Origin of the sequence: Martinezella lusitana (assembly GCF_016901135.1) — a bacterium.
Classification (GTDB): domain Bacteria; phylum Pseudomonadota; class Alphaproteobacteria; order Rhizobiales; family Rhizobiaceae; genus Rhizobium; species Rhizobium lusitanum_D.
Window position 1 is genome coordinate 268,877 of record NZ_JAFEVL010000062.1, and the last position, 14,257, is coordinate 283,133.

The 14,257-nt window shown below is 60.7% G+C and carries 14 protein-coding genes; 13 read left to right on the forward strand and 1 reads right to left on the reverse strand.

Annotation, left to right across the window (positions count from 1 at the left end):
- The first annotated feature begins 10 nt into the window (after window positions 1-10).
- Genes JTP94_RS27740 through JTP94_RS27750 form a run of 3 tightly spaced genes read left to right on the forward strand, consistent with a single transcriptional unit; the run spans window position 11 to window position 1,416 of the window.
- Window positions 11-304 carry a YciI-like protein gene (locus JTP94_RS27740; RefSeq protein ID WP_204853648.1) on the forward strand — a complete coding sequence of 98 codons (294 nt, stop codon included), beginning with the start codon at window positions 11-13 and terminating at the stop codon, window positions 302-304.
- A 3-nt stretch (window positions 305-307) separates the two neighbouring features.
- On the forward strand, window positions 308-748 hold the full coding sequence (locus tag JTP94_RS27745; RefSeq protein ID WP_204853649.1) for an EVE domain-containing protein: 441 nt from the start codon (window positions 308-310) through the stop codon (window positions 746-748).
- Window positions 749-765: 17 nt separating this feature from the next.
- Window positions 766-1,416: a methyltransferase gene (locus tag JTP94_RS27750; protein WP_204853650.1), complete on the forward strand. Its 651-nt coding sequence runs from the start codon at window positions 766-768 to the stop codon at window positions 1,414-1,416.
- 71 nt (window positions 1,417-1,487) lie between these two features.
- Here JTP94_RS27750 and JTP94_RS27755 read toward each other — a convergent pair whose 3' ends face one another.
- The gene (locus tag JTP94_RS27755; protein ID WP_204853651.1) at window positions 1,488-1,886 is read right to left on the reverse strand and encodes a hypothetical protein; all 399 of its coding nucleotides are present in this window, start codon (window positions 1,884-1,886) and stop codon (window positions 1,488-1,490) included.
- 303 nt (window positions 1,887-2,189) lie between these two features.
- Here JTP94_RS27755 and sdhC point away from each other — a divergent pair, with 303 nt between their 5' ends.
- The 10 genes from sdhC to JTP94_RS27805 all read left to right on the forward strand — a co-directional run bounded on the left by sdhC (window position 2,190) and on the right by JTP94_RS27805 (window position 14,252).
- A complete protein-coding gene (gene sdhC / locus JTP94_RS27760) occupies window positions 2,190-2,588 on the forward strand; it encodes a succinate dehydrogenase, cytochrome b556 subunit (RefSeq protein WP_204853652.1) in 399 nt (132 codons plus the stop codon).
- A gap of 65 nt (window positions 2,589-2,653) precedes the next feature.
- Window positions 2,654-3,034, forward strand: coding sequence for a succinate dehydrogenase, hydrophobic membrane anchor protein (gene sdhD / locus JTP94_RS27765; RefSeq protein WP_034508964.1), 381 nt, complete (start codon window positions 2,654-2,656; stop codon window positions 3,032-3,034).
- A gap of 7 nt (window positions 3,035-3,041) precedes the next feature.
- Window positions 3,042-4,883 (forward strand): succinate dehydrogenase flavoprotein subunit, encoded by a 1,842-nt coding sequence (gene sdhA, locus JTP94_RS27770; protein ID WP_204853653.1) that lies wholly within the window; start codon window positions 3,042-3,044, stop codon window positions 4,881-4,883.
- 17 nt (window positions 4,884-4,900) lie between these two features.
- A complete protein-coding gene (locus JTP94_RS27775; RefSeq protein WP_204853654.1) occupies window positions 4,901-5,680 on the forward strand; it encodes a succinate dehydrogenase iron-sulfur subunit in 780 nt (259 codons plus the stop codon).
- 393 nt (window positions 5,681-6,073) lie between these two features.
- Complete coding sequence (locus JTP94_RS27780) at window positions 6,074-6,595, forward strand: protease inhibitor Inh/omp19 family protein (protein ID WP_204853655.1); 522 nt, start codon at window positions 6,074-6,076, stop codon at window positions 6,593-6,595.
- A 61-nt stretch (window positions 6,596-6,656) separates the two neighbouring features.
- Complete coding sequence (gene zapE / locus JTP94_RS27785) at window positions 6,657-7,820, forward strand: cell division protein ZapE (RefSeq protein ID WP_204853656.1); 1,164 nt, start codon at window positions 6,657-6,659, stop codon at window positions 7,818-7,820.
- A 180-nt stretch (window positions 7,821-8,000) separates the two neighbouring features.
- On the forward strand, window positions 8,001-8,963 hold the full coding sequence (mdh, locus tag JTP94_RS27790) for a malate dehydrogenase (protein ID WP_204853657.1): 963 nt from the start codon (window positions 8,001-8,003) through the stop codon (window positions 8,961-8,963).
- A 27-nt stretch (window positions 8,964-8,990) separates the two neighbouring features.
- Complete coding sequence (gene sucC / locus JTP94_RS27795) at window positions 8,991-10,187, forward strand: ADP-forming succinate--CoA ligase subunit beta (protein WP_204853658.1); 1,197 nt, start codon at window positions 8,991-8,993, stop codon at window positions 10,185-10,187.
- Between the two features lie 6 nt (window positions 10,188-10,193).
- A complete protein-coding gene (gene sucD, locus JTP94_RS27800; protein WP_204853659.1) occupies window positions 10,194-11,096 on the forward strand; it encodes a succinate--CoA ligase subunit alpha in 903 nt (300 codons plus the stop codon).
- Between the two features lie 171 nt (window positions 11,097-11,267).
- On the forward strand, window positions 11,268-14,252 hold the full coding sequence (locus JTP94_RS27805; RefSeq protein ID WP_204853660.1) for a 2-oxoglutarate dehydrogenase E1 component: 2,985 nt from the start codon (window positions 11,268-11,270) through the stop codon (window positions 14,250-14,252).
- The last annotated feature ends 5 nt before the right edge of the window (window positions 14,253-14,257 follow it).

The following is a 14,257-nucleotide window of genomic DNA, read 5'->3' on the forward strand; positions in this document are numbered from 1 at the left end:
GAGCCAAACAATGCTGTTCGCCTTTGTCTGCAAGGACAAACCCGGTCACCTGAATGTCCGCATGGAGACGCGCCCGGCGCATGTGGAGCATCTGAATAAGCTGAATGCCGAGGGGACGCTGAAGATGGCGGGGCCTTTCCTCGATGCCGACGGCAAGCCGAATGGCAGCCTCGTCGTCGTCAGTGCCGAGACCCTTGATGCGGCAAAGGCGATCGCGGATGCGGATCCCTATGCGAAGGCCGGCCTGTTCGAGAGCGTCGAGATCAAGCCGTTCAATTGGGTCTTCAACAATCCGGAGGCATGAGGCATGGCGCACTGGCTTTATAAATCCGAGCCGTCTTCCTGGTCCTGGCAGCGGCAGAAGGATGCCGGGGAAAAGGGAACCGAGTGGACCGGCGTGCGCAACTATCTCGCCCGCAACAACATGCGGGCGATGCAGATCGGCGACAAGGGTTTCTTCTACCATTCCAATGACGGGCTGGAGATCGTCGGTATCGTCGAGGTTTGCGCGCTGGCGCATCCGGATTCGACCGCCAAGGACGACCCGCGCTGGGAATGCGTCGATATCCGCGCCGTCCGTGATATGCCGAAGTTTGTCTCCTTGAAGGACATCAAGGCCAATCCGAAGCTGTCGCAGATGGCGCTCGTCACCTCCATGCGGCTTTCGGTGCAGCCGGTGACGGATGACGAATGGCTCGAAGTCTGCCGCATGGGTGAACTGAACGGTCTGGACAACCCACCGGTCTGATCCGGTTCGAGGAACGTTTGAAAACCGATCCGGAAAGCTTCATCCGCGCCAATACCAGCCTCATGGCGCCGCCGCATGTGCCGGAAATCCGGCTGCATCTGGCAAGCGAAGCGCATGAGCTCTGGCTGAAGACGGAAGAGGAGCTGGAAGAAATCGGCCTGCCGCCGCCCTTCTGGGCTTTTGCCTGGGCTGGCGGCCAGGGACTGGCACGCTACATTCTCGACCATCCGGAAATGGTTGCCGGCCGGACGGTGCTGGATTTTGCCAGCGGCTCGGGACTCGTGGGAATTGCTGCGAAGCGCGCCGGTGCCCGCCATGTGCTCGCCGTCGATATCGACCCCTGGGCCGGCACCGCAATCCGGCTGAATGCGGCTGAAAATGGTGTAAATCTCGACTTCGCCGGCGACGAGATCATTGGCCATGCCGTGGATGCGGAGGTTATTCTCGCCGGCGACGTCTTCTACGATCCCGGTTTTGCCGCGAGCCTGGTTCCATGGCTGTGGCAATTGGCGGGCGAGGGGAAGCTCGTTCTGGTCGGCGATCCCGGCAGGGCCTATCTCCCCAAGAATCGCCTAGAGGCGCAGGCGACCTATCAGGTGCCGGTGACGCGTGCGCTGGAGGACAGCGAAATCAAGAAGACGACCGTCTGGCGGTTTCTCGGCGGCTAGAGCGCTTTGTTTTGAAGCATTTCCACGCGGAAAACCGCTTCACACTTTTCCTGGAAATGCTCTGAAGACCGTCAGGGCCTGATCACGCAGACGCCGGCTTCGTACGAGCAGGGATTGTCGGCATAGCGGACGTTGATGACCTTGGCGCGCGGCCTTGGCTGCATCGCGGCAGGACGGGCATAGGGATTGTAGCCGCCATAGCCGATGACATAGGTGCCGCCATTCGCCTGATAGACATCGGCCGTACCGGCATAGGTGCCGGTGTTTGCGGCTTCGCGCGGTTCCATGAGGACGATTCTGGCTGGTTGCTGTTGCCGGAAACCCTGCGAGGACGAGATTTCAGGCAGGCGCACGATGCCGGAATGATTGTGATGACGCCAGTGGCGATAATCGCCCGCAAGTGCTGCCGTGGACGAAAGGACGGCTGCCACCAAAACGAGCGCTGCTGCCCTGAAAAGATGCGGCTTCATGATTCGCCCCTGCTTCGACCGGTTAATGAAATATTAACGGCAGAATGCCGCAAGACCGTCGCGAAGTCCACGTCAGGGTTGCCGAAATGGTAAATAGCCCGGAATGGGAAGCCCGTCGTTGCATGCTCGCTAAAGTGCAGAGCGATCCGAATCGATTAAATTCGATGCAGGCATCAATTGTGCTTGTCGATAGGCGTCCGGGTGATTAATGGTCGCAATGATGCAACGCACACTGCATGTCTCTGCGCGCGCGTTGCCCCGGATATCCGGGTTCTAAGCGTACCGTAACGCCGCGAGGTTCTGATGGCGAACGTCACACAAAACCGGCCCCTGTCGCCGCATCTGCAAATCTACAAACCCATTCCCACCATGGTCATGTCGATCGTTCACCGCATTACCGGCGGCGCGCTCTACTTCGGCACGGTGCTGGTTGCCTGGTGGCTGATCGCCGCGGCGACCGGCCAGGGCTATTTTGATCTGGTCAACTGGATCCTGGGCACGATCATCGGCCGACTCATTCTGTTCGGCTATACATGGGCGCTGCTGCATCACATGCTCGGTGGCCTGCGCCATTTCGTCTGGGATCTCGGTTACGGTTTCGATCCTGCCGTCTCGACCAGGATGGCCAAGGTCACGCTTATCGCGTCGATCTGTCTGACCGTGCTGGTCTGGATCATCGGCATCGTCATCAGGCTGGGTTGATTGGTGCGATCGTTTCCGAAAGTCGGTCAGTGATTTTCGGGATCATGCTTTAGAGGATATTTCTCATGGATATGCGCACCCCTTTGGGTAAAGTCCGCGGTCTCGGTTCCGCCAAGGAAGGCACCGATCATTTCTGGCGTCAGCGCCTGACTGCCGTCGCCAACGTTCCGCTCTTCATTTTCTTCGTCATTTTCCTGCTGATCTATGCCGGCGCGCCTTACGCGGAAGTCGTGCATGCGCTGTCGAACCCGCTCGTCGCCGTCATCATGGGGCTCATGGTGATCTCCGGCATCATTCACATGAAGCTCGGCATGCAGGTCATCATCGAGGATTATGTCCACGGCGAATTCGGCAAGATCGTCCTTCTCATGCTCAACACGTTTTTCGCGGTCATCATGGCGGGGCTCTGTCTTTTCGCCATTCTGAAGATCGCGTTCGTAGGATAATTGTATCATGGCACCGAACTCACCTGCTCAGAATGGGACAGCCTACAAATATGTCGATCACTCCTATGACGTGATCGTCGTTGGCGCCGGCGGCGCCGGCCTGCGCGCCACGCTCGGCATGGCCGAGCAGGGCTTCCGCACTGCCTGCATCACCAAGGTCTTCCCGACCCGTTCGCACACCGTCGCAGCCCAGGGCGGCATTGCCGCCTCGCTGCAGAACATGACGCCGGACAGCTGGCAGTGGCATCTCTATGACACCGTCAAGGGCTCCGACTGGCTCGGCGACGTCGACGCCATGCAATACATGGTCATGGAAGCGCCGAAGGCCGTTTATGAACTCGAGCACTACGGCGTGCCGTTCTCGCGCAACGAGGAAGGCAAGATCTATCAGCGCCCGTTCGGCGGCCACATGCAGAATTTCGGCGATGGACCGCCGGTGCAGCGCACCTGTGCTGCCGCCGACCGTACCGGCCACGCCATCCTGCACACGCTCTATGGCCAGTCGCTGCGCAACAATGCCGAATTCTTCATCGAGTATTTCGCGCTCGATCTGATCATGTCTGACGATGGCAGCCGCTGCACCGGCGTCGTCGCCTGGTGTCTCGACGACGGCACGATCCATCGCTTCGCCGCCAAGATGGTGGTGCTGGCGACCGGCGGCTACGGCCGTGCCTATTTCTCGGCGACGTCGGCTCACACCTGCACTGGTGACGGCGGCGGCATGGTGGCCCGCGCCGGGCTGCCGCTGCAGGACATGGAGTTCGTGCAGTTCCATCCGACCGGCATCTACGGTTCGGGATGTCTGATCACCGAAGGCGCGCGCGGCGAAGGCGGCTATCTCGTCAATTCCGAGGGTGAGCGCTTCATGGAACGCTATGCTCCTTCGGCGAAGGACCTTGCCTCGCGCGACGTGGTTTCGCGCTGCATGACGCTGGAAATCCGCGAGGGTCGCGGCGTCGGCAAGAATAAGGATCACATCTTCCTGCATCTCGACCATCTCGATCCGGCCGTGCTGCACGAGCGCCTGCCGGGCATTTCCGAGAGTGCGCGCATTTTCGCCGGCGTCGACGTGACCCGCGAGCCGATCCCGGTGCTGCCGACCGTCCACTACAACATGGGCGGCATTCCCACCAACTATTGGGGCGAGGTGCTGAATGCCGACAGCAACAATCCCGAGCGGATCCTACCGGGCCTGATGGCCGTCGGCGAGGCCGGCTGCGCCTCGGTGCACGGCGCTAACCGTCTCGGCTCCAACTCGCTGATCGACCTTGTGGTCTTCGGCCGCGCCGCAGCTATCCGCGCCGGTCAGGTCATCGACCGCGTCGGCCCTGTTCCGCCGGTCAACGTGGCCGCCTGCGACAAGATCATGGAACGCTTCGACCGTCTGCGCCACGCCAGTGGCAGCACGCCGACGGCGGCGCTGCGCGAGAGGATGCAGCGCGCCATGCAGGAAGACGCTGCGGTGTTCCGCACGCAGGAATCGCTGGAATCCGGCTGCCGCCGCATTTCGGAGATCTGGAAGGAGCTGTCCGACATCAAGGTCACCGACCGTTCGCTGATCTGGAATTCCGATCTCGTCGAGACGCTGGAACTGCACAATCTGATGGCCAACGCCATCACGACGATCTATGGCGCCGAGGCCCGCAAGGAAAGCCGCGGCTCGCATGCCCGCGAGGACTACACCGAGGGCAAGTTCAGCGGCCGCGACGACGAGAACTGGCGCAAACATACGCTCGCCTGGATCAACGAGGCCGGCGATGTGAAGCTCGACTATCGTCCCGTCCACACCGACCTGATCGCCGAGGGCATCGATCCGCACAAGATCGAGCCCAAGGCACGCGTGTACTGATCTGAGAGGAACTGACCATGGTTGAACTCGCTCTCCCCAAGAACTCTCAGATGCGCGAAGGCAAGGTCTGGCCGAAGCCGGTCGGCGCCAAGAATACGCGCGAATTCCGCGTCTATCGCTGGAGCCCGGATGACGGTCTGAACCCGAGCATCGATACCTATTACATCGATATCGACGATTGCGGCCCGATGGTGCTCGACGGTCTGCTCTATATCAAGAACAAGATCGACCCGACGCTGACGCTGCGCCGGTCCTGTCGCGAGGGCATCTGCGGCTCCTGCGCGATGAACATCGACGGCACCAATACGCTCGCCTGCACCAAGGGCCTGGACGAGATCAAGGGTACCGTGAAGATCTATCCGCTGCCGCATCTGCCCGTCGTTAAGGACCTCGTTCCGGATCTGACGAATTTCTATGCGCAGCACCGCTCGATCGAACCCTGGCTGAAGACGGTATCGCCGCCACCGGCCAAGGAATGGAAGCAGAGCCACGAAGACCGCCTGAAGCTCGACGGCCTTTACGAATGCATCCTGTGCGCCTGCTGCTCGACCTCCTGTCCGAGCTATTGGTGGAACGGCGACCGTTATCTCGGCCCCGCCGTCCTGCTGCAGGCCTATCGCTGGCTGATCGACAGCCGCGATGAGGCCACGGGCGAACGTCTCGACAATCTCGAAGATCCATTCCGCCTCTATCGCTGCCACACGATCATGAACTGCGCCCAGACCTGCCCGAAGGGTCTGAACCCGGCCAAGGCAATCGCTGAAATCAAGAAGATGATGGTCGAGCGGCGGGTTTGACCCGCCGTTCGATGCTTTTCAGTGGCATCCGATTCCACAAGGCCTGCCATCGGAGTCATCGCTTCGGCAGCATGACCGAAGCGATGCCGAGGGTGGCAACGGTTTAAAGTCTCCAGGTGAATTTCGCCGTGCCATTGCAAGCTTTCTGCCCACTTCGGCCAAAGTCGCTGATGCGAATGCACCACGCTTGGATACGGAAATTTGTCGACAGCACCCATTCGGGTGAAGTTTCGCGGACTATGTCTTGAAACCACCCGATTCTTGTCCAGCTATGACCGACGGCAATTTATGGCGGTATCGACTTGATTAACCAAAGTGAAATACGATAATTCCCACGTCATTGAGCATTACTTTGCAAATGTCAGCGGTGGACAATTAATTAGGAGTGTGATGATGCAGTTCAGATATGCAGTGACGGCTGCTGCGATAGGTCTGTCGCTTGCCGGTTGCCAGCGCACAGCATACAACGACAATTATTCGGCCCCGCCATTGCAGGCACAGCCTGTTCCCTCCGTTCAGTCAAGTCAGCTTCCTCCTGTGAACGGCGCCAATGGTTCGCAGTTTCCGGCAGCGCCGACGAACGCGCCGAACGCGGGCAACCCACAGCAACAGCAGGCGATGGCTGCTTCCGCCATGGACGTCACCAAGGAATCGATGGTCGGCAGCTGGAAGGTCAGCAATGGCGGATCGAGCTGTGACATGTTCCTCACGCTCACCAACCTCGGCAGCGGCTCCCGTGGCGGCACGCGTGGTTGCTCGGGCGAGCTCACCGCAATGGGATCCTGGGAAGTCTCCGGCAAGCAGGTTCTCTTGAAGAACCGCGATGGCAGCACGATCGGAACGCTCTACAAGACGGCCGATGCGCGCTTTGATGGCTCCACCGCTTCCGGTCAGCCGCTCAGCCTCAGCCGGTAAGCTTATCTGACGGGGCACGCTCCTTGGGCGTGTTCCCTTTTGCACAGGCGGGTATTTCCCCATGCAGCCCATGCCCGACTATTCCCACAGCGTCTGCGAGCAGCTGAAGGCGTTGACGGTCTCCGGATCGCTTCAGGTGGATTCGGCGCAAATGAACGTGGCGAAATTGCTGGATCGGGTGCTTGCCGATCTCAAGCGGAAGCGTCCCGCAAGCAAGTCGAGCGCGCTCGGCTGGATGTTTGCCGCGCGCAAGAAGTCGGTCGAGACCATCAAGGGGCTCTATATCCACGGCAGCGTCGGGCGCGGCAAGACGATGTTGATGGATATGTTCTTCGCCATGGCGCCCTGCCAGAAGAAGCGCAGGGCGCATTTCCATGAATTCATGACTGATGTTCACAACCGTATCGCGGCTCAGCGATTGAAGTTCAAGAATGGCGAGACCAAGCAGGCCGATCCGTTGCCGCCGATTGCCGCCGATCTCTATGCCGAGGCAGAACTGCTTTGCTTCGATGAATTCACCGTCACTGACATCGCCGATGCGATGATCCTGTCGCGGCTGTTTTCCGAGCTGTTCTCGCTCGGATGCGTGCTGATTGCCACGTCGAACGTCGAACCGGACAATCTCTATCGCGATGGGCTCAATCGTGGCCTGTTCCTGCCCTTCATCGATCTTCTGAAGCGCTACGTCGATGTCGTGACGCTGGATTCGCCGACCGACTACCGCATGGAGAAGCTGAACAGCCAGCCTGTTTACCTCACCCCGATCGACGACCGCACCGATATGGCGATGGACGCATCCTGGATGCAGGCCCTGCACGGACGCAAGGCGCAGCCGACGGAAATTCCCAGGAAGGGGCGCTCCATCCACGTGCCGCTAGCCGTCGATCGCATGGCGCGCTTCTCCTTCGCCGATCTTTGCGAGGCGCCACTTGGCCCCGCCGATTTCCTCGCTGTGGCGGAGCGTTTCGATACGATCTTTCTCGATCGCGTGCCGAAACTCGGGCCGGAAAAGCGCAACCAGACCAAGCGTTTCATCATTCTCATCGACACGCTCTACGATCATAATATCCGTCTTTATGTTTCCGCGGCTGCGATGCCGGAGGATCTGCTGTCGGAAAGGCGCGGCACCGAAGGCTTCGAATTCGACCGCACGACCTCTCGGCTTTTCGAGATGCGCAGCGCAGACTATCTGGCGCAGACTCGGGCCAAGCGCGCCGCCGAGTAACAATTTGGTGACAGAGTGACTTACGTTTACGTAAGAACTTTACGATCTAACCGATTGAAATTGCTGCTCTCAAAATAATCAATTGCCAATTTCCGCCTTTGGGTCTATGCGATTGGCGGCTATTGTGGATGCCTCGCTCGGCGTCCCGCCACGGATTTTGATCGCAAAGGATACACCGAAATGGCGCGCAACAAGATCGCACTTATTGGTTCTGGCATGATTGGTGGCACGCTGGCGCATCTCGCCGGCTTGAAGGAACTGGGCGACATCGTCCTGTTCGACATCGCGGACGGCATTCCCCAGGGCAAGGGTCTCGACATCGCCCAGTCTTCGCCGGTCGAAGGCTTCGACGCCAACCTCAGCGGCGCCAGCGACTATTCCGCGATCGAAGGCGCTGACGTCTGTATCGTCACCGCCGGTGTCGCCCGCAAGCCGGGCATGAGCCGCGACGATCTTCTCGGCATCAACCTCAAGGTCATGGAGCAGGTCGGCGCCGGCATCAAGAAGTATGCCCCGAATGCCTTCGTGATCTGCATCACCAATCCGCTCGACGCCATGGTCTGGGCGCTGCAGAAATTCTCGGGCCTGCCGGCCAACAAGGTCGTCGGCATGGCCGGCGTACTCGATAGCTCGCGCTTCCGTCTTTTCCTTGCCAAGGAATTCAACGTATCGGTCGAAGACGTCACCGCTTTCGTTCTCGGCGGCCATGGCGACTCGATGGTTCCGCTCGCCCGCTACTCCACGGTTGCCGGCATTCCGCTGACGGACCTCGTCACCATGGGCTGGCTCACCAACGAGCGCCTCGAAGAAATCATCCAGCGCACCCGTGACGGCGGCGCCGAGATCGTCGGTCTGCTGAAAACCGGCTCGGCCTATTACGCTCCGGCCGCCTCCGCCATCGCAATGGCTGAATCCTACCTCAAGGACAAGAAGCGCGTTCTGCCCAGCGCTGCCCATCTCGACGGCCAGTATGGCGTCAAGGACATGTATGTCGGCGTTCCCACCGTCATCGGCGCCGGCGGTGTCGAGCGCATCATCGAGATCGACCTGAACAAGGCCGAGAAGGAAGCCTTCGACAAGTCGGTCGCGTCCGTCGCCGGCCTTTGCGAAGCCTGCATCGCCATCGCGCCGTCGCTGAAGTAATTTCCGCGCTATAACAGGGATAAGTCCATGAACATTCATGAATATCAGGCCAAGGCTCTGCTGAAGACCTATGGCGCACCCGTCGCGGACGGCGTTGCCATCTTCTCCGCCGACGAAGCCGCTGCTGCTGCCAAGCAGCTTCCAGGCCCGCTCTATGTCGTCAAGAGCCAGATCCACGCCGGTGGCCGCGGCAAGGGCAAGTTCAAGGAACTCGGCCCGGACGCCAAGGGTGGCGTTCGCCTCGCCAAGTCGGTCGAGGACGTCGTTGCCAATTCCAAGGAAATGCTCGGCCACACGCTGGTGACCAAGCAGACCGGCCCGGCCGGCAAGCAGGTCAACCGCCTCTACATCGAAGACGGCGCCGATATCGACCGCGAACTCTACCTCTCGATCCTGGTCGACCGCGCGGTCGGTCAGGTCGCCTTCGTCGTATCGACCGAAGGTGGCATGGACATCGAGACCGTCGCGCATGACACGCCGGAAAAGATCATCACCGTCGCCATCGATCCGACGGCCGGTGTAACCGCCGCCAATTCGGCCGCCCTCTCCGACGCGCTGAAGCTCGAAGGGGCTGCCCGCGAAGACGCCGCCAAGCTCTTCCCGATCCTCTACAAGGCCTTCGTCGAAAAGGACATGGCGCTGCTGGAGGTCAACCCGCTGATCGTCATGACCAACGGCCGCCTGCGCGTTCTCGACGCCAAGGTCTCCTTCGACGGCAACGCGCTGTTCCGTCACGAGGATATCGTTGCGCTGCGCGATACGTCTGAGGAAGACGCCAAGGAAATCGAAGCGCACAAGTATGACCTCGCCTATGTTGCCCTCGACGGCAACATCGGCTGCATGGTCAACGGCGCCGGCCTTGCCATGGCAACCATGGACATCATCAAGCTCTATGGCGCCGAGCCCGCGAACTTCCTCGATGTCGGCGGCGGCGCCACCAAGGAAAAGGTCACCGCAGCCTTCAAGATCATCACCGCGGACCCGGCTGTCGAAGGCATCCTGGTCAATATCTTCGGCGGCATCATGAAGTGCGATGTCATCGCCGAAGGCGTGCTCGCAGCCGTCAAGGAAATCGGTCTGAAGGTTCCGCTCGTCGTTCGCCTCGAAGGCACCAACGTCGAACTGGGCAAGAAGATCATCAACGAATCCGGTCTCAACGTCATCTCTGCCGATGACCTGGACGATGCCGCCCAGAAGATCGTCAAGGCAGTCAAGGGAGCCTGAGACAAGATGTCCATTCTCATCAACAAAGACACCAAGGTTCTGGTTCAGGGCCTGACCGGCAAGACCGGCACCTTCCATACCGAGCAGGCGCTTGCCTATCACGGCACGAAGATGGTCGGCGGTATCCACCCTTCCAAGGGTGGTGAAACCTGGACCGGCAAGGACGGCGAAAAGCTGCCGATCTTCAAGTCGGTCGCCGAAGGCAAGGAAGCGACCGGTGCGAACGCTTCGGTCATCTACGTGCCGCCGGCGGGTGCCGCGGCTGCTATCCTCGAAGCGATCGAAGCGGAAATTCCGCTGATCGTCTGCATCACGGAAGGCATTCCGGTTGCCGACATGATCAAGGTCAAGGATCGCCTCGACAAGTCGAAGTCGCGCCTCATCGGACCGAACTGCCCCGGCGTGCTGACCCCGAACGAATGCAAGATCGGCATCATGCCGGCCTCGATCTTCAAGAAGGGCTCCGTCGGCGTTCTCTCCCGTTCGGGCACGCTGACCTATGAAGCCGTGTTCCAGACCACGAATGAAGGTCTCGGCCAGACGACGGCTGTCGGCATCGGCGGCGACCCGGTCAAGGGCACGGAATTCATCGACATCCTGGAAATGTTCCTCGCCGACGACGAAACCAAGTCGATCATCATGATCGGCGAAATCGGTGGCTCGGCGGAAGAAGACGCCGCGCAGTTCCTCAAGGACGAAGCCAAGAAGGGCCGCAAGAAGCCGATGGTCGGCTTCATCGCCGGCCGCACGGCACCTCCCGGCCGCACCATGGGCCATGCTGGCGCCGTGATCTCCGGCGGCAAGGGCGGCGCGGAAGACAAGATCGCTGCGATGGAAGCGGCAGGCATCCGCGTGTCGCCGTCGCCGGCGCGTCTCGGCAAGACGCTGGTGGAAGTCCTGAAGGGCTGATCTTACCTATAGCAAGACCCGGACGGGGCGGCGACAGCCTATCCCGTCCGGCCTTCGAATTCTCAAGTGCAGACTTACGGCCAAAACGGCCGAACGAAATACGGTCGCCGGATGACCACAAGCCGGCAATGCAACAAGTCGGGAGGCGGACGAGGCTGTCCGCATATCACCATGGCAAGGCAAGAAGCCAACGAGCAATTTCAGATCACCTCGTTCCTGGACGGCGCGAACGCTGCCTATATCGAGCAGCTTTACGCGCGCTACGAGGATGACCCATCGTCGGTCTCCGACGAGTGGCGGTCCTTCTTCAAGGCGCTCGAGGACAGTCCAGACGACGTGAAGAGGGCGGCCAAGGGCGCCTCCTGGCAGCGCAAGAACTGGCCGATCCCGGCAAGGGGCGACCTGGTTTCCGCGCTCGACGGCGATTGGGGCATTGTCGAGAAGGTTATCGAGACCAAGATCAAGGCCAAGGCGGAAACCGCCGGCGCGCCGGCCGATACGACCGACGTCCTGCAGGCGACGCGCGATTCCGTGCGCGCCATCATGATGATCCGCGCCTATCGCATGCGCGGTCACCTGCACGCCAAGCTCGATCCGCTCGGTATCGCCGCTGCGGTCGAGGACTACAAGGAGCTGTCGCCGGAAGCCTATGGCTTTGCCGAGGCCGACCTCGATCGCAAGATCTTCATCGATAACGTGCTCGGCCTCGAATATGCGTCCATTCGCGAGATGATCGAGATCCTCGAGCGCACCTACTGCTCGACGCTCGGCGTCGAGTTCATGCATATCTCCAATCCGGAAGAGAAGGCCTGGATCCAGGAACGCATCGAGGGCGTCGATAAGGGTATCGCTTTCAATCCCGAGCGCAAGAAGGCGATCCTGCAGAAGGTGATCGAAGCCGAAGGCTACGAGCAGTTCCTCGACGTCAAGTTCAAGGGCACGAAGCGTTTCGGCCTCGACGGCGGCGAATCGCTGATCCCGGCGCTGGAGCAGATTCTGAAGAGCGGCAGCCAGCTCGGCCTCAGGGAGGCTCTGTTCGGCATGGCCCATCGCGGCCGCCTGAACGTGCTTTCCCAGGTCATGGGCAAGCCGCATCGGGCGATCTTCCACGAGTTCAAGGGCGGCTCCTACGCGCCGGACGAAGTCGAAGGCTCTGGTGACGTCAAGTACCATCTCGGCGCGTCTTCGGACCGTGATTTCGACGGCGCAAAGGTGCACGTTTCGCTGACGGCCAATCCGTCGCATCTGGAAATCGTCAACCCTGTGGTTATGGGCAAGGCCCGCGCCAAGCAGGATATGGGCGCCACCGTCTGGGATGGCGACGTCATTCCGCTGTCCGAGCGCGCCAAGGTCGTGCCGCTGCTGATCCACGGCGACGCGGCTTTCGCCGGTCAGGGCGTGGTTGCCGAAATCCTCGGCCTGTCGGGCCTGCGCGGCCATCGTGTCGCCGGCACCATGCACGTCATCATCAACAACCAGATCGGCTTCACCACCAATCCGGCCTTCTCGCGCTCGTCGCCCTATCCGTCCGACGTCGCCAAGATGATCGAGGCGCCGATCTTCCATGTGAATGGCGACGATCCGGAAGCCGTTGTTTATGCGGCCAAGATCGCCACCGAATTCCGCATGAAGTTCCACAAGCCTGTCGTCCTCGACCTGTTCTGCTACCGCCGCTACGGCCACAATGAAGGCGATGAACCGTCCTTCACGCAGCCGAAGATGTACAAGGTCATCCGCGCCCACAAGACGGTGCTGCAGCTCTATTCCGAGCGACTGATCGCCGAAGGTGTGCTGACCGAGGGCGAAGTCGAAAAGATGAAGGCTGATTGGCGCGCCCATCTCGAGCAGGAGTTCGAGGCCGGCCAGCATTACAAGCCGAACAAGGCCGACTGGCTGGACGGTGAATGGTCGGGCCTGCATGCGGCTGACAATGCCGATGAGCAACGCCGTGGCAAGACCGCCGTGCCGATGAAGACGCTGAAGGAGATCGGGCGCAAGCTGTCGGAAATTCCGTCCGGCTTCCACGCGCACCGTACCATCCAGCGCTTCATGGAAAACCGCGCCAACATGGTGCAAACAGGCGAAGGCATCGATTGGGCGATGGCGGAAGCGCTCGCTTTCGGCTCACTTGTTGTCGAGGGCCACAAGATTCGCCTGTCCGGCCAGGATTGCGAACGCGGCACATTCTCGCAGCGTCATTCGGTTCTCTACGATCAGGAAACCGAAGAGCGCTACATCCCGCTCGCCAATCTGTCGCCGACCCAGGCCCGCTACGAAGTCATCAACTCGATGCTTTCGGAAGAGGCTGTCCTCGGTTTCGAATACGGCTATTCGCTGGCCCGCCCGAACGCGCTGACGCTCTGGGAGGCCCAGTTCGGCGACTTCGCCAACGGTGCGCAGGTCATCTTCGACCAGTTCATCTCGTCGGGCGAACGCAAGTGGCTGCGCATGTCAGGCCTCGTCTGCCTGCTGCCGCACGGCTATGAAGGCCAGGGTCCGGAACACTCCTCGGCCCGTCTGGAACGCTATCTGCAGCTTTGCGCCGAAGACAACATGCAGGTCGCCAACGTCACGACGCCGGCCAACTACTTCCACATCCTGCGCCGTCAGTTGAAGCGCGACTTCCGCAAGCCGCTGATCCTGATGACGCCGAAGTCGCTGCTGCGCCACAAGCGCGCCGTATCGAGCCTTGCTGAAATGGCAGGGGAAACCTCCTTCCATCGCCTGCTCTGGGACGATGCGGAAGTGATCAAGGATGGCCCGATCAAGCTGCAGAAGGACAACAAGATCCGTCGCGTCGTCATCTGCTCGGGCAAGGTCTACTATGATCTGCTGGAAGAGCGCGAGAAGCGCGGCATCGACGATATCTACCTGCTGCGCATCGAACAGCTCTACCCGTTCCCGGCCAAGGCGCTCATCAACGAGCTCAGCCGCTTCCGCAATGCGGAGATGGTCTGGTGCCAGGAAGAGCCGAAGAACATGGGTGCATGGTCCTTCATCGATCCCTATCTGGAATGGGTGCTTGCCCACATCGATGCCAAGTATCAGCGCGTTCGCTACACCGGCCGTCCGGCCGCCGCCTCTCCGGCGACGGGCCTGATGTCCAAGCATATGTCGCAGCTCGCGGCGTTCCTTGAGGACGCGCTCGGCGGTTGAGGGGT